Source organism: Natronoarchaeum mannanilyticum (assembly GCF_039522665.1).
In the GTDB taxonomy this organism is placed as follows: domain Archaea; phylum Halobacteriota; class Halobacteria; order Halobacteriales; family Natronoarchaeaceae; genus Natronoarchaeum; species Natronoarchaeum mannanilyticum.
Genome location: NZ_BAAADV010000001.1, coordinates 1 through 14,389 on the forward strand (window position 1 = coordinate 1; position 14,389 = coordinate 14,389).

Below are 14,389 nucleotides of genomic sequence, written 5' to 3' on the forward strand. Positions count from 1 at the left end.
TGCGGACGTACTTCCCAGGCGGCCCGTTTAGCGTCTTCACTGCGGCACAGCGTAGGCTCGTAGCCTACGCCACACCTAACGGGCATCGTTTACGGCCAGGACTACCCGGGTATCTAATCCGGTTCGTGACCCTGGCTTTCGTCCCTCACCGTCGGATCCGTCCTCCCGAGGCGCTTTCGCCACCGGTGGTCCGGCCGGGATTACAGGATTTCACTCCTACCCCGGCCGTACCCCTCGGGCCGTCCGGTCCCAAGCCACGCAGGTTTCGCCGGACGCCCACATGTTGAGCATGTGGATTTCCCGACGAACTTGCGTGGCCGGCTACGGACGCTTTAGGCCCAATAAGAACGGCCATCACTCGAGCTGCCGGTATTACCGCGGCGGCTGGCACCGGTCTTGCCCAGCTCTTGTTCCACCACCATCGTACGGTGGTGAAAAGCGAGGACTGTATGCCCTCGCACTGGGGATCCCCTTATCGCACTGGCGTGCAGTGTAAAGGTTTCGCGCCTGCTGCGCCCCGTAGGGCCCGGTATCTTGTCTCAGATACCGTCTCCGGGCTCTTGCTCTCACAACCCGTACCGATTACTGGCACGGTGGGCCGTTACCCCACCGTCTACCTAATCGGCCGCAGCCACAGCCTCTGGCGCCGGAGCGTTTGGCTCTCCGCCCATTCCAGGGCAGGAGTAGTATCAGGTATTAGCCTCAGTTTCCCGAGGGTATGCCTGTCCAGAGGGTAGTTTGGCCACGTGTTACTGAGCTATCTGCCACGAGTCTAAACTCGTGCGACTAGCATGGCTAAATCGGATCCCCATAGCAATGGCCTCCGGCAGGATCAACCGGAATGTGCCCCCAGAGTGGGGGCGGTGGGCGGGATGCTCTCCCAGAAGGGAGAGCAACACCATAATGTGTGGTCCCCGTCAGGGACCACGATCGTCTATTGCATGGGTCCGTAGGTCGACGACATCGCTCGATCGGCCGGATGTCGCCGAACTACCAAGGCTAACATCAGATCCCATCTGTACGGCGGACCGCAGGGGTGGAATCCTCATTTCCTTCGGACCTGAACGGAAGCGAGCAGGGCATATAACCCCTTCGGATCGGCCCGACGCCGATCCGTTCTCGCCCGTCCGGTCCGAGTCGTCGGCGGCGAACCGCCGTCGACCTCCGGACCAGAACGAAAGCGAGTGGGACGTATAAACCCTTCGACCCGGGACGGCCCCGGATCGATCTCGCGTGTTCGGCCCGTGATTGCGGGACGGTTTGAACGTCCCGCGACCACGTCGTGTCGTTCTTCGCATTACATTCCGAGGAGAGGGGTACATAAAAGGCCATCGTATCAGAGAAGCATTGGTAAGCGACACCTACCCCAGGAAGGGGAGAAGCTTGTGGCTCCACAAAAGATAGATAACGGTTCACACAGAATCGAATACACGTCACGAGGACGACGGGAACCGATGGACATCGACGCCCTACACGACCGCGGCCGTCGCCGCATCGAGACGCTAACAGCGGAGGTTGCCGCCGACAGCACCGTCACCGAGACGGCGACGGCGATCCTGAAAGCCGTGTACACCGAGGAGACACAGCAAGGTCGGTCGGTGACGACGATCGCCGCGGCGGCGGTCCACGTCGCCTGCAAGGTGGAGCGAGTGCCGGTGACGGCCGCGGCGATCGCGGACGCCGCCGACGTACAGGAGTCGCATCTGCTGCGACGTTCGAAGTGGGTCCAGTCCGAGATCGACCGTCCGGTCGAGGCGTTCGATCCCGGACCGTTCGTCGACGAGTACGCCGACGCGCTGGGGCTGAGCGACGAGACGCGCGAGCTCGCGCACAACGTCGTCACGGTCGGGATCGATCAGGGGATCGCCTCCGGCAAGTCGCCGGCGGGATTCGCGGCGGCGGCGGTGTACTACGCGGCGACGCTCCGCGACGAGCGCTGCACGCAAGACGAGATCCACGAGGTCTCGGGCGTCAGCAAGATCACGATCCGGAACCGCTACCAGGAGCAGGCCGAGGTCGTCGGCGACGTGACGTGAGGGCGCCGCGTCGAGGCGGGTCGGGCTATTCCTGAGAGCGCACGTGCGGCTCGCGTGCGAGCGCATGCGCGAGATGGATAACGAGTCTGCGAGCTTACGCCGGGTTAGTAACTTCTATACCGTCACGGTCCAACGCTCGTCATGAGAGTATGAGTCAGTCTTACAATCGTGGGCTCGTCGAGGACTTCGGCCGGTGGAAGGAGTTCTCGGCCGGGATGTGGGCCTGGATATTCCACAAGTTTACGGGATGGGTGCTGATCGGGTACCTGTTCACCCACATCGCGGTGTTGAGCACCGCAACGGAGGGGGCAACGACGTACAACCGGACGCTCGGAGGGCTCGAGGACCTGCTCCTCATCCGCGTGCTGGAGGTCGGTCTGCTCGCGGTCGCCGTGTTCCACATCCTCAACGGCGTCCGTTTGCTGATGGTCGATCTGGGTGTCGGCCTCGAGTCACAGGACAAGAGCTTCTACGCGTCGCTGATCGTCACCGCGGTGATCGTCGTCGCGAGCGTTCCGACGTTCCTCAGCGGGGTGGGTGCCTGATGGCCGAACACTACTCCTCGTTCGATCGGGGCGGCACTCGATGGCTGCTCCAGCGAGTCACGGCCGCGTTCCTGATCGTCGTACTGGCGTTCCACTTCTTCCAGCTCCACTTCGTCACCCACGCCTACGAGATCGAGCTCGCGGGCACGCAAGCGCGCATGGAGAACCCGGCGTACTTCGCGACGATGGTGCTGTTCCTCGTCACCGCGGCATTCCACGGCATCAACGGCGTCTACAACGCGCTGGTCAACCAGGGACTGGAGGGGACCCAGAAGACTGCCGTCAAGTGGGGTCTGATCGTCGCCGGTATCGTGCTGGTCGCCCAGGGAATCCGCGTCGCAACCGTCATGGCAGGTGTTTCGATCGCATGAGTACGCAAGAGACGAGCGCAGAGACCGAGGACGCACAGCCCGAAACGGAGCCGGCCGGATCGAGCCACCAGGACCGTCGGATGCAGGAAAAGCGCGAGCGACAGGCCGAACGGGACCGGCAGACCGAGGCGGACGCCGAAGCCGAAGCGGCCGAGAACACCGTCCAGATCAAGGTGTTCCGGTACGACCCCGAGGTCGAGGGCAAGCAGGAGCCGCGCTTCGACGACTTCCACGTCCCCTTCGAGAAGGGGATGACCGTGCTCGACGCGCTGATCTACGCGCGCGATCACTTCGACTCCTCGCTGACGTTCCGTCATTCCTGTCGACAGGCCGTCTGTGGCTCGGACGCCTTCTTCATCAACGGGAGCCAGCGACTCGGCTGCAAGACTCAGCTCGTCGAACTCGAAGAGCCCGTTCGGATCGAGCCGCTGCCACACCAGGACGTCGTCAAGGACCTCGTGGTGGATATGCAGCACTTCTACGAGCAGATGGAGGCAGTCGAGCCGTACTTCCAGGAGGAAGACCTCCCGGACGCCGAAAACCTCGAAGAGCAGCGCCAGGACCCCGAGAACCGCGAGAAGATCAAGATGTCCTCGCGCTGCATCTGGTGTGGCGCCTGCATGTCCTCGTGTAACATCGCCGCCGGGGACAACGAGTACCTCGGCCCCGCGGCCATCAACAAGGCCTACAAGTTCGCGATGGACGACCGCGAGGGCGAGGATCTCAAGCAGCACCGGCTCAACATCCTAGAGCAGGAACACGGCGTCTGGCGCTGCCAGACCCAGTTCTCCTGTACGAACGTCTGTCCGAAGGATATCCCGCTGACCGAGCACATCCAGGAGCTCAAGCGCGAAGCGGTCAAGAACAACCTGAAGTTCTGGTAACCACGAGATCACACTATGCACGAACACGACGTAATCGTGGTCGGCGCGGGCGGCGCCGGCCTGCGAGCGGCGATCGCCGCACAGAAAGCGGGGGCCGACACGGCCATCGTGACGAAACTCCACCCGGTCCGCAGCCACACCGGCGCGGCCGAGGGCGGCATCAACGCCGCGCTCCGGGAGGGCGACGACTGGGAACTGCACGCCTACGACACGATGAAGGGGTCGGACTACCTCGGCGACGCGCCGGCCATCGAGACGCTGGCCCAGGACGCCCCCGAGGACGTGATCCGACTCGAACACTGGGGGATGCCGTTCTCGCGCGAGGAGGACGGTCGCGTCTCCCAGCGCCCGTTCGGCGGACTCTCCTTCCCGCGGACGACCTACGCGGGCGCCGAGACGGGCCACCACCTGCTGCACACGATGTACGAGCAGGTCGTCAAGCACGGCGTGCAGGTGTACGACGAGTGGTTCGTCTCCCAGCTTGCGGTCACTGACCACGACGACCCCGAGGACCGGCGGTGCCACGGCGTCGTCGGCTACGACGTCAAGTCCGGCGAGGTCGCCGGCTTCAAGGCCAACAAGGGCGTCATCCTGGCGACCGGCGGCCCCGGCCAGGTGTTCGACCACACCACGAACGCCGTCTCCTGTACCGGCGACGGGCAGGCGATGGCCTACCGCGCCGGCGCGCCGCTGGAGGACATGGAGTTCGTCCAGTTCCACCCCACGACGCTCCCCTCGACGGGCGTCCTGATATCGGAAGGCGTCCGCGGAGAGGGCGGCATCCTCTACAACGACGAGGGCGAGCGGTTCATGTTCGAACACGGGTACGCGAACAACGAGGGCGAACTCGCGTCGCGCGACGTCGTCGCGCGCGCCGAGCTGACGGAAGTCGGCGAGGGCCGCGGCGTCGACGACGAGTACGTCCACCTCGACATGCGCCACCTCGGCGAGGAGCGCATCATGGACCGGCTGGAGAACATCCTCCACCTCGCGGAGGACTTCGAGGGCGTCGACGGCCTCGTCGAGCCGATGCCGGTCAAGCCCGGCCAGCACTACGAGATGGGCGGCATCGAGACCGACGAGAACGGCGAGACGTGCATCGACGGCCTGTACGCCGCGGGCGAGTGCGCCTGCGCGAGCGTCCACGGCGCCAATCGTCTCGGCGGGAACGCGCTACCCGAACTGATCGTGTTCGGCAAGCGCGCGGGCAAGCACGCCGCCGGCGAGGACCTCGGCGAAGCCGAGATCACGACCGGCCGCACCGACGAGACCGAACCCGGCGAGGTCGACTCGCCGGTTTCGCTCGGCGCAGTCGATACGTCGGACGAGGATGTCGCGGCCGACGGTGCGGCGATCGAGGGCGAATCGGTCGTCGAGCACGCCGTCGAATCCGAGCGCGAGCGCGTGAACCACCTGCTCGAAAAGGACGAGGGCGTCCAGCACGCCGAGATCCGCGAGCGCCTCCAGAAGGCGATGACCGAGAACGTCAACGTGTTCCGCAACGAGGAGGGGCTCAAAACCGCGCTCCGCGAGATCCGGAAGGCCCGCGAGGACTACCAGGACGTGTACGTCGACGACCCCTCGCGGACGTTCAACACCGACCTCCAGCAGACGATCGAGACACGCAACCTGATCGACATCGCGGAGACGATCACGCTCGGCGCGCTCGCGCGCGACGAGTTCCGCGGCGCCCACTGGCGCCAGGAGCACCAGGAGCGCAAGGACGACGAGTGGCTCAAGCACACGCTGATCTCGTGGGACGAGGGATCGCCGGATCTGTGGTACAAGCCGGTCGTGCTCGAGGGCGAGAACAAGACCTACGAACCCAAAGAGCGCAGCTACTGAACGCCCAGCGCTCCGAGCAGGTCGATCCCCACGTCCAACCACTGGATCAGTTTGTAACCGAGGTAGATGCCGACGATCCCCATCAGCCCTGGCAGCTCGGGCGGCGCCGGGATCGGGATCTGAAAGAAACTGAACAGCCCGCCGGCCAGCACGCCCGTCAGCAGCGCCAGAATCGTGAGGGTGAGGTCCATCTTCGGGAGACACATCCGCCGCCGGAGAGAAAAACCGTTGGGTCGCGGTCGGCCGACGATGACGGGACGGCGAGAGAGGATTTACAAGCGCCCCCCTCGTAGCGCACTACGAGGAAGGGTAGCTCAGTGGTAGAGCACCGTCGCGCCGGCGAACTATACACGTCGGCGGTGTGGCGTCAAGGCTTCGCGTGGTTCAAATCCCGCCCCTTCCGCTACGCTGTCGCGAACGGACGTGAGCGACGCGTCCGGAGACGGAGGGATTTGAATCAGGGAGTGGGAGGTGAGCGAGCGCGAGCGAGCGAACGGGAACGACCGTGGTTCAAATTCCGATCGACGCCGTCGGTCGGCGTTCGCGAACGCGACGCGTTCGCTCACTGCCGCCACTTCCGCTTCTCGAGTCACGGCCAGCGAGGCGTTTCATCGCCGAGCGATCGAGTGAATCGTGTACGGGCGACGCAGGAGCCCCTTGCATCACCGAGCAGCGGCGTCTCGACGCCCTCGGTCGGGCAGTTTGCACGACTGTCGTAACGGAGTCCCGGGACGGGGACCGATTATCGACAATCGTTGTAGGAGGGTTTTATTATCGTCGAAGAAATAGCTACGATCGATGACAGTGGCGTCTCACGACGGGTACGCGGCGACTGCCGCGGTCCCCGACGAACTCGAGTCCGCGGAGGCGAAGCTCGTGTATCTGAGTCTCAAAACGGCGGAGGGCGCGAGCGTGGACGAACTCCGCGAGAACGTCGGACTGAGCAAACTCACGCTGCACAGCATCCTGCGAACGCTCCGAAGCCGCGGCGTCATCCGGGAGGACGACGGGGAATACCGACCCGCCGCCGACACGCAGTAAATTCTGCAATCAGTTGCCGGTTATAGCTCGATTCGCTCGACCAGCGACTCGTCCTCGTCGGCGTGTTCGTTGACGGCGACGATGCGGATGTCGTCTTCGAGACCCGAACCCTGGAGCTTGTGCTTGAGGAGGTTGTCGACCTGGTAGACGCCGGCTGCATTAGTCATCTCGATCTCGACGAGCACGGCTCGTCCGTCGCCGGGCTTGAGCGAGACGTTGTGGATCGCCTGGCTGGAGATCGTGTTGATGCCGCGGCCGCCCTCCTCGTAAGGGATCCGCGAGCGGCCCCGTTCCATGTCCAAGGCGTCGGCGACGCGGATCACGCCCGCCTCGGTCGTCAGCGGCGTCTCCTCGGTGTGATGACAGAGGATCGCGTGGAGCACCTCGCCTTTCATCCTGACCGAGTCGGCGACGCCGTAGAACTCCGGCAGGATCCGGTCGAGCACGTCGGCCGCGAGCCACAGGGAGTGGTAGGCGTGGTCGTCGCGATGGACGACGTGCCCGATGTCGTGGAGCGTCGCGGCGAGCACGACGATGACGGCCTCGTCGGCTTCTTCGAGCCCTTGCTGAGCGGCGCCGTTGAACTCGACGCCGGCGTCCTTGAGCAGGTCGTAGAGACAGAGCGCCCGGTTGCGGACGATCTCGATGTGCTTGGCGCCGTGGTCGTTGTAGCGCTTCCGATCGACGGGGTTGACGTTCTGGGCCTCCAGGTACGCCTGGATCTCCTCGTCGTCCGCGACGAACTCCAGAACGTCGTTGACGCGCTCGTCGGGAAACGCGTGCTCGCCGTCCGGGTCGTAGATGCGGCCCGCAGTGTCAGTCTCGGCCATACCGGACACTGACGCTGCGGGCGAAAAAGCCCACCGGGCGTGACGTGTCGGCGGGGAGTGTAGTTCTCGGCGTGCAGTCGGCGAATTCCGTCGACGAGATCAGTCGGCGGCTTCGACGGCCTCGGCCTCGGCGGCGGCCTCACGAACCTCGTCGTAGTCCGGCTCGACGCCGGGGTCGTCGCTGACCCACGCGTAGGTGACCTCGCCGTCGGCGTCGACGACGAACACCGAGCGCTTGGCGACGCCGTAGACGCCGAGATCGTCGAAGTCCATCTCGACGCCGTACGCGTCGATGATCTCCTTGTTGAGGTCGCTGATCAGCCCGAAGCTCAGGTCGTTCTGATCGCGGAACTCGTTGAGGGTAAAGGGCGTGTCGCGGCTGACGCCGTAGACCGTCGCGCCGACGTCCTCGAATTCCGAGAGCTGGTCCTGGAAGCTGCACATCTCCGTGGTGCAGACGCTGGTGAACGCGCCGGGGAAGAACGCGAGCACGATCGGCCCGTCGCCGAGCTCCTCCGAGAGCGTGATCGAATCGACGTCGCCGTTCGCGAGCGGTGCGGTGAAGTCAGGGGCGGTGTCGCCTGTGTCGACCATTACGACCGTTCGTTTGCCGGATAGCACTATGTTAGTTACGTTTGTCTACGGCGAGCGTCCGCGGTAGTCGGTACGCCGGGCCTACCATCGCCTGAGATCGGCGCTGTCGTTCGCTCCCACCGCCTACCGGCGTTGCGAACGAACGTACAGAACGGGCGTCGAGCGAGACCGGCGGGAGCAAAAAGCCTATAATTGCGAGAGAGCAAGCAACAGGTAGAGATGGCACTCGAAACCACACCGCTGTTCGCCATTCCCGGCGGTCCGGAGATGCTGGTCGTCTTGCTCCTGGCCGTGCTCCTGTTCGGCGCCAACAAGATCCCCAAGCTCGCCCGATCGACCGGCGAGGCCATGGGCGAGTTCCAGAAGGGCCGCGAAGAAGTCGAGCAGGAACTTCAGGAGATGCGCGACGGACCTAGCACCGACAACGACCCAGAGATGGCCGACGACGACGAGTTCGTCGAGACCGACCACGTCGCCAGCGACGACGCCGAAACCGAGCGATCCGGCAACTAACTCGTTTTTCTCGCGTCGATTGGGCGTGTGGCCTAGCGGATAGGGCGAAAGGTTCCTAACCTTTCGATCGCGGGTTCGAATCCCGTCACGCCCGTACGCCGGCGAACGGCAGTGAGCCGTGCGTGCGGGTCCAGGGATTCGAAGTAGCCGAGACGCGCGCAGCGAAGCGAGCACGTCTCGGCGTGGTTCGACTCCCGCCACGCCCGCTGCCGTGCGAGGAGCGACCGAGACGCGTCAGTATCCGCCGGTGACGGCGTTGATCGTCGCCCCGAGCAGGATTATCACGCCCGCGAAGTACAGCCAGGTCAGAAAGAGCAAGATCCCGCCGAGCGCGCCGTAAGCCTCGAAACTCCCGGCCTGCGAAGCGTACACCTGAAATCCGGCCTGCAGGACGAGCCAGCCGACGGCGGTAAACGCCGCGCCGGGGAGCGCCTCGCGGGCCGTCATCTCGACCGGCGGCATCACGTAGAACAGCGGGAGAAAGACGACGAGCAGGCCGGCCAGCAGCGCGATCCAGCCGATGACGTTCAGGAACGGGACGCCGAAAGTTTCGGCGCGTCCGATCACCACGCCGATGCCGAGCATGAACACGACCGCGAGGGCGATCAGCAGGAGCGTCAGGATGCCGTCCCTGATCTGGCCGAGCAGCGACGTCTCGGCGTCCGGCAGGTACACCTCGTCGAAGGCGATGTCGACGGCGCGGAACATCTTGAGCGCGCTCCACAGCAGCGCGACGACGCCGACGATCGACGCTCCGGCCCGGCCCTGCGGGTTCGAGAGCGAGTCGGCGACGATCGACTCGCCCTGCGCCGAGAGGCTCCCGCCGATCGCGGCGACGATCCGGTCGGCGAAGGCCTGCCCGCCCACGAGCGACCCGATCGCGAGGATCAGCAACAGCAGCGGGAGGATCGAGAAGAACACGTAGTACGCGATGCTCGCGGCGAGAAATGTGATCTGCTCGTCGCGCGCGCGATCGACCACTGAACGAGTCGTCGAGGCCACGTCCATACGTGGAGTAAGACTTCCCCGACCACAAACCTTTCATCGGAGAGAGGTCGGCTGCGGGAAAGCTGGTACCGGCGCGATCGGCGAAGATACGATACCGTCCCGCTCCGCTGGAGCGCCCGCGAGCGGATGGGCAAGCTCGGAGAGCACGCCCCGAGGATGCGCTCGGTTTGTAAGCGAACGACAGCCGCTGCGACGGACTGCCGCATCCGGATCCGAGGCGACGCTGTTTTCACCGCTGCCTACGGACCCGTACGCAATGATCGACGACGCCGAGATTCCCGAGGACCACCCCCGACACGACTCGCTGGTCACCCGTCACCGGATCGAGGACGGCGTCGATCGGGGCATCACGAGCCGGCAGGGGCTGATCGCCCAGGGTCGGGGCGAGGCGTTCGACTACCTGCTCGGCGAGCGGACGATTCCCAGCGCCGACGACGCCGAGCGCGCCGCGGCGGCCGCGCTGCTGCTGGCCGACCACCCCGTGCTCTCGGTCAACGGTAACGTCGCCGCGCTCGTCCCCGGGGAACTGGTCGAGCTCGCCGACGCCGTCGACGCCGATCTGGAAGTGAATCTGTTCAACCGCACCGAGGAGCGCATGGCGGCGATCGCCGACTACCTGCGCGAGCACGGCGCCGAGGAGGTGAAGGGACTTGCGGCCGACGCGCGGATTCCGGGACTGAGCCACGAGCGGGGGAAAGTCGACCGCGATGGCATCTACGAGGCCGACGTCGTACTCGTCCCGCTGGAGGACGGCGACCGCGCCGAGGCGCTCGGCGAGATGGACAAGACCGAGATCGTGATCGACCTCAACCCGCTCTCCCGGTCGGCGCAGGTGGCCTCGATCCCGATCGTCGACAACGCGGTTCGGGCGGTCCCCGGAATCACGGCCCACGCGCACGATCTCGCGGACGCCGACGCCGCGACGCTCCGGGAGATCGTCGACGAGTTCGACGCCGACGCCGCGCTGGCGGCCGCCGAGGACGCGATCCGCGGCGGCGAAATGGAGTAACCGATCCGGCTCTGTTGAGGTCCGAACCGTTCTGTTGCCGTCGATACGCTCCGACAGCAGTGCGCCAGTCGTGACGCCGCCGATCGCCGGGGCGTACCGGAAACGCTTTCAATTACTTTGTGGTAACACTAGGTGGTATGAGCGAATTCGATCAGTTCAGCGACGTCGGCGAAGCGGAAGTCACCCGAGCGATCGGCCAGGAGTGGTCCGAAGAGTTCATGGACTTTTCCGAGACGGAGGTCATCATCGTCGGTGGCGGCCCCTCCGGTCTGATGGCCGCCAAGGAGCTCTCCGAGCGAGGCGTCCAGACGATGGTCGTCGAGAAGAACAACTACCTCGGCGGCGGCTTCTGGCTCGGCGGGTTCCTGATGAACAAGGTCACGGTCCGCGACCCGGCCCAACAGATCCTCGACGAACTCGACGTCGACCACAAGCAGTCCGAAGAAAGCGACGGCCTCTACGTCGCCAACGGCCCCGAAGCGTGTTCGGGCCTGATCAAGGCCGCCTGCGACGCCGGCGCGAAGATGCAGAACATGACGGAGTTCACCGACATCGTGATCCGCGAGGACCACCGCGTCGGCGGCATCGTGATGAACTGGACGCCGGTCCACGCGCTGCCCCGCGAGATCACCTGCGTCGACCCGATCGCCGTCGAGTCCGAACTGGTGATCGACGCGACGGGTCACGACGGGATGGCCGTCAAGAAGCTCGACGAGCGCGGCGTGCTCGACGCGCCGGGCTTCGCGGAGGAGGCAAGCGGCATGGACAACACGGACGACGACACCTACGGCGCGCCCGGCCACGACTCGCCCGGCCACGACTCGATGTGGGTCGGCGAGTCCGAGGACGCCGTCGTCGAGCACACCGGCCTCGCCCACGACGGACTCGTCGTCACCGGCATGGCGACGGCGACGACCTACGGCCTCCCGCGCATGGGCCCGACCTTCGGCGCCATGCTCGTCTCGGGCAAGCGCGCCGCGCAGGTCGCGCTCGACGAGCTCGGCGTCGACGCCGACCCGGTCGACGTGACCGCGAGCGCGGCGACGCCCGCCGACGACTGAGCGGACGGTCGGTCCCCGATTCGGCCCTCCGACCGGTTCCGATCTACCCTCTTTTTCAGCGCGGTTCGACGCCGACGGTTTTCAGCGCGGCTCGACGCCGACGCCCTCGGCGATGAGCTCGTGCGACCGGAGCGCGTCCTCGTGGTTCGACAGGACGTGCTGGATCATCATCTCCTCGACGCCGACGCGGTCGGCGAGCTGCTCCAGGAGACCTGCCAGCGTCTCGGGGCTCCCTGAGATCGCGCGCGGCCACTCGTCGTCGTCCAGCGTCGCGGGCGTCGGATCGGGGACGCCGCCGAGCTCGTCGATCGCCTCCTCGACCGACGGCGTCGACCCGACGACGCCGCGCTGCATGCGCTTGAACGACGCCTCGGCGACCGCCCGGAGCCGCGCGGCGGCCTCGTCGGTCTCCGCGGCGACGGCGTTCACCGCGACCATCCCCTCGGGCTCGTCGATGCCGCCGGCCAGCTCGGAGGACTGGAACGACTCGCGGTACTCCTCGAAGGCGTGCGTGGCGAACTGCGGCCGGATGAAGGCCGCGAAACAGAAGGGTAGTCCGAGTTCGCCCGCGATGGCCGCGCTCGACGGACTCGATCCGAGCACCCACGGCTCGGGCGGCTCGGCGCCGGAGCGGGGAATCTCCAGATCGCTGTAGGGGTGGCCCTCGGGAAAGTCGTCGTACAGGTGGTTGACGACGCTCTCGATCTTCTCGGCGTGATCCTCGTCGGGGTTCTCGACGTGGCGCTCGGTCCCCAGCGCGCGGTCCGAGGCCGGCGAGCCGTTCGCCCGCCCGAGCCCGGCGTCGATACGGCCGGGCGCTAACCCGTCGAGAGCGCCGAACTGCTCGGCGACCTTGAACGGGCTGTAGTGGTTGAGCAACACGGCGCCCGAGCCGAGCCGGATCCGGTCGGTCTCGGCGGCGAGGTGACCCAGCAACACCTCCGGAGTCGTCCCCGCGAGCCGGTCGGCCATCGCGTGGTGCTCGGCCACCCAGAACCGCGAGTAGCCGAGCCGTTCGGCCTGCCGCGCGGCCTCGACGGTGTTCTCGTACGCCTCGGTGGCGGTGCCGCCCTCGGGGACCGGCGAGAGATCGACGATAGAGAGGTCCATGCTCGTCCTCGGGGACTTCGAGAGAAAACGGTTGGGCTCGTGGGCGGTTCTCGCCGCGAAACGGTCGGTCAGGATGCCGTTTGATAGCGGCGTGGGGCGCGGTTCGACGGCGGCGGCGAGACGTGATTTCGACGGCGGCGGGGATGGACTGCGCAGCGGCGTCAGGACGCCGCGGCGGCGCCGGTCGTCGCCCCGCCGTTCGCCACCGCGCCGGTCGTCGCTGGACCGGCCTCGACCCGGAACCAGCCGTCGTCCTCGACCCGCGCGTCGACGTCGACGGTCACGTCGCCGTCCGATTCCGAGATCGCGGTTCCCTCGCGGAACTCGTCGGGCCCCATCGCGATCGCGACAGTCCGGTCGCCGACGCGCTCGACGCGCGTGCGGTCGGCCCAGTCGTCTGTCCGGCGATCGAGGCTCTCCTCGAACGCCGCGACGAACTCGTCGGCCTCGCCCGAAGTCTGCCACCGGAACGTCCAGACGAACGCCTCGGGATCTCCCCTCCCGTCGCTGTCGAAGGCGATCGCGGAGTCGTTGCCCCAGCCCGCGGCGGCCGCGGCCGCGGTGTCGTTGTCCAGAGTCGCCCGGAGCGCGATGCGAGTGAACAGCTCGCCTTTGCGATCTCGGCTCGTCGCGGTCCAGTCGCTGTCCTCGGTATCGACCGATATCGACATCGCGAGCTGCTCGCCCGCAGACTCGCCGTGGAGCAGCTCGGCGGTGGTGGCCGGCGGGTCCGCGTACACCCTCTGGAGATTCGCGGGCGTGTCGAGTCGCTCGTCGACGTACTCGGCGCCGAAGTAGTACGGCGCGACGAAGAACCGATCGCCCGACGCCGAGCGCTCGTAGCTGCGGCGCATCTGCTCGGACTGGAGCGGAACGTCCGAGAGGTGGCGCTCGGTGTACTCGTCGCCGACGTAGGTCGCCCCGCCCTCGATCAGCGCGGTTTTGGTCATCTGCCGGTCGGTCGAGCCCGTCGGCTCGATGAGCCACGCCCCGAACATCGACTCGGAATACTGGACCGCGTGGGCGTACTCGTGGGCCAGCACCTGCTCGACGACGACCGGCGGCCCGTCGGCGGGCTCGACGTACACGCCGAAGGGCGTCGTGACGCCGCGCGGGCCGGCGCCGCCGTCCGAGATGGACCCCGCCGCCGAGGCGTTCAGCGCCTGTTTGAACGTCGACCGATCGGTCGCGAACGCCTGCCCGGCGGTCGCCGACGGCACCCCGACGGTGAGCTCGGGCTGCTCGGCGTCCGTATCCATCATCGTCGCGACGCGGTTCCACACCGGATCCGGTTCGATCGGGAGCGAGCGCTCGGTCCCGTCATCGGCGTCGTCGCCGGCGTCCGCACCGTCGTTCGACGCCGTTTCTCCATCGGCGCCCGCCGCCGTTTCACCATCCGCGGCCGCTTCGCCGTCGGCGACCGACGAGTTCCCGGCGACCTCGGCGTCGTTCGGTGGAGAGACGGGCGCGGTACAGCCCGCAAGCGAGAGCGAGAGGACCGTCAGGACCGCGAGCAGTCGGCGACCGTTCATGTCGTACGAC

15 protein-coding genes, 2 tRNA genes and 1 rRNA gene are annotated in these 14,389 nt (G+C 66.5%); 11 read left to right on the plus strand and 7 right to left on the minus strand.

Translation table 11 applies throughout. The annotated features are described in order from the left end of the window. A 16S ribosomal RNA gene (locus tag ABDZ81_RS00005) occupies positions 1 to 843 on the minus strand; the annotation flags it as partial. A gap of 611 nt (positions 844 to 1,454) precedes the next feature. On the opposite strand from ABDZ81_RS00005, the gene ABDZ81_RS00010 reads away from it, so the two are divergent. The 5 genes from ABDZ81_RS00010 to ABDZ81_RS00030 all read left to right on the plus strand — a co-directional run bounded on the left by ABDZ81_RS00010 (position 1,455) and on the right by ABDZ81_RS00030 (position 5,681). Next, positions 1,455 to 2,036 carry a transcription initiation factor IIB family protein gene (locus ABDZ81_RS00010; RefSeq protein ID WP_343771745.1) on the plus strand — a complete coding sequence of 194 codons (582 nt, stop codon included), beginning with the start codon at positions 1,455 to 1,457 and terminating at the stop codon, positions 2,034 to 2,036. Between the two features lie 149 nt (positions 2,037 to 2,185). Then, positions 2,186 to 2,581, plus strand: a complete 396-nt coding sequence (gene sdhC, locus ABDZ81_RS00015) for a succinate dehydrogenase, cytochrome b556 subunit (RefSeq protein WP_343771746.1) — start codon at positions 2,186 to 2,188, stop codon at positions 2,579 to 2,581. Continuing rightward, positions 2,581 to 2,952, plus strand: coding sequence for a succinate dehydrogenase hydrophobic membrane anchor subunit (locus ABDZ81_RS00020; protein WP_343771747.1), 372 nt, complete (start codon positions 2,581 to 2,583; stop codon positions 2,950 to 2,952). The genes sdhC and ABDZ81_RS00020 overlap by 1 nt, the downstream gene beginning before the upstream one ends. Continuing rightward, positions 2,949 to 3,836 carry a succinate dehydrogenase/fumarate reductase iron-sulfur subunit gene (locus ABDZ81_RS00025; protein WP_343771748.1) on the plus strand — a complete coding sequence of 296 codons (888 nt, stop codon included), beginning with the start codon at positions 2,949 to 2,951 and terminating at the stop codon, positions 3,834 to 3,836. Before ABDZ81_RS00020 ends, ABDZ81_RS00025 begins: the two co-directional genes overlap by 4 nt. A gap of 15 nt (positions 3,837 to 3,851) precedes the next feature. Further along, entirely contained in the window at positions 3,852 to 5,681 is a 1,830-nt protein-coding gene (locus ABDZ81_RS00030; protein WP_343771750.1) for an FAD-binding protein, read from the plus strand. On the opposite strand, the gene ABDZ81_RS00035 is transcribed toward ABDZ81_RS00030, so the two are convergent. Continuing rightward, the gene (locus ABDZ81_RS00035; protein ID WP_343771751.1) at positions 5,675 to 5,872 is read right to left on the minus strand and encodes a XapX domain-containing protein; all 198 of its coding nucleotides are present in this window, start codon (positions 5,870 to 5,872) and stop codon (positions 5,675 to 5,677) included. The genes ABDZ81_RS00030 and ABDZ81_RS00035 overlap by 7 nt on opposite strands. Before the next feature lie 112 nt (positions 5,873 to 5,984). On the opposite strand from ABDZ81_RS00035, the gene ABDZ81_RS00040 reads away from it, so the two are divergent. Then, positions 5,985 to 6,084, plus strand: a tRNA-OTHER gene (locus tag ABDZ81_RS00040). 395 nt (positions 6,085 to 6,479) lie between these two features. Then, positions 6,480 to 6,722, plus strand: coding sequence for a TrmB family transcriptional regulator (locus ABDZ81_RS00045; protein ID WP_343771752.1), 243 nt, complete (start codon positions 6,480 to 6,482; stop codon positions 6,720 to 6,722). A gap of 20 nt (positions 6,723 to 6,742) precedes the next feature. Here the strand turns inward: ABDZ81_RS00045 and ABDZ81_RS00050 are convergent, their stop codons facing one another. Continuing rightward, positions 6,743 to 7,552: an HD domain-containing protein gene (locus ABDZ81_RS00050; protein WP_343771753.1), complete on the minus strand. Its 810-nt coding sequence runs from the start codon at positions 7,550 to 7,552 to the stop codon at positions 6,743 to 6,745. A gap of 99 nt (positions 7,553 to 7,651) precedes the next feature. Continuing rightward, positions 7,652 to 8,146 (minus strand): redoxin domain-containing protein, encoded by a 495-nt coding sequence (locus ABDZ81_RS00055; RefSeq protein ID WP_343771754.1) that lies wholly within the window; start codon positions 8,144 to 8,146, stop codon positions 7,652 to 7,654. A 219-nt stretch (positions 8,147 to 8,365) separates the two neighbouring features. On the opposite strand from ABDZ81_RS00055, the gene ABDZ81_RS00060 reads away from it, so the two are divergent. Together ABDZ81_RS00060 and ABDZ81_RS00065 are read left to right on the plus strand one after the other, a co-directional pair. Continuing rightward, positions 8,366 to 8,659 carry a twin-arginine translocase TatA/TatE family subunit gene (locus ABDZ81_RS00060; RefSeq protein WP_343771755.1) on the plus strand — a complete coding sequence of 98 codons (294 nt, stop codon included), beginning with the start codon at positions 8,366 to 8,368 and terminating at the stop codon, positions 8,657 to 8,659. A gap of 21 nt (positions 8,660 to 8,680) precedes the next feature. Continuing rightward, positions 8,681 to 8,753: transfer RNA gene (locus ABDZ81_RS00065), tRNA-Arg, on the plus strand. Between the two features lie 140 nt (positions 8,754 to 8,893). Here ABDZ81_RS00065 and ABDZ81_RS00070 read toward each other — a convergent pair. Then, positions 8,894 to 9,667 (minus strand): YihY/virulence factor BrkB family protein, encoded by a 774-nt coding sequence (locus ABDZ81_RS00070; RefSeq protein WP_343771756.1) that lies wholly within the window; start codon positions 9,665 to 9,667, stop codon positions 8,894 to 8,896. Between the two features lie 259 nt (positions 9,668 to 9,926). On the opposite strand from ABDZ81_RS00070, the gene ABDZ81_RS00075 reads away from it, so the two are divergent. Together ABDZ81_RS00075 and ABDZ81_RS00080 are read left to right on the plus strand one after the other, a co-directional pair. Further along, positions 9,927 to 10,676 carry a 4-phosphopantoate--beta-alanine ligase gene (locus ABDZ81_RS00075; RefSeq protein ID WP_343773340.1) on the plus strand — a complete coding sequence of 250 codons (750 nt, stop codon included), beginning with the start codon at positions 9,927 to 9,929 and terminating at the stop codon, positions 10,674 to 10,676. 137 nt (positions 10,677 to 10,813) lie between these two features. Further along, positions 10,814 to 11,737: a sulfide-dependent adenosine diphosphate thiazole synthase gene (locus ABDZ81_RS00080; RefSeq protein ID WP_343771757.1), complete on the plus strand. Its 924-nt coding sequence runs from the start codon at positions 10,814 to 10,816 to the stop codon at positions 11,735 to 11,737. An 81-nt stretch (positions 11,738 to 11,818) separates the two neighbouring features. Here ABDZ81_RS00080 and ABDZ81_RS00085 read toward each other — a convergent pair whose 3' ends face one another. Both ABDZ81_RS00085 and ABDZ81_RS00090 read right to left on the minus strand, forming a co-directional pair. Next, on the minus strand, positions 11,819 to 12,847 hold the full coding sequence (locus ABDZ81_RS00085) for an LLM class flavin-dependent oxidoreductase (RefSeq protein WP_343771759.1): 1,029 nt from the start codon (positions 12,845 to 12,847) through the stop codon (positions 11,819 to 11,821). Between the two features lie 161 nt (positions 12,848 to 13,008). After that, complete coding sequence (locus ABDZ81_RS00090; RefSeq protein ID WP_343771760.1) at positions 13,009 to 14,379, minus strand: hypothetical protein; 1,371 nt, start codon at positions 14,377 to 14,379, stop codon at positions 13,009 to 13,011. Positions 14,380 to 14,389 lie beyond the last annotated feature (10 nt).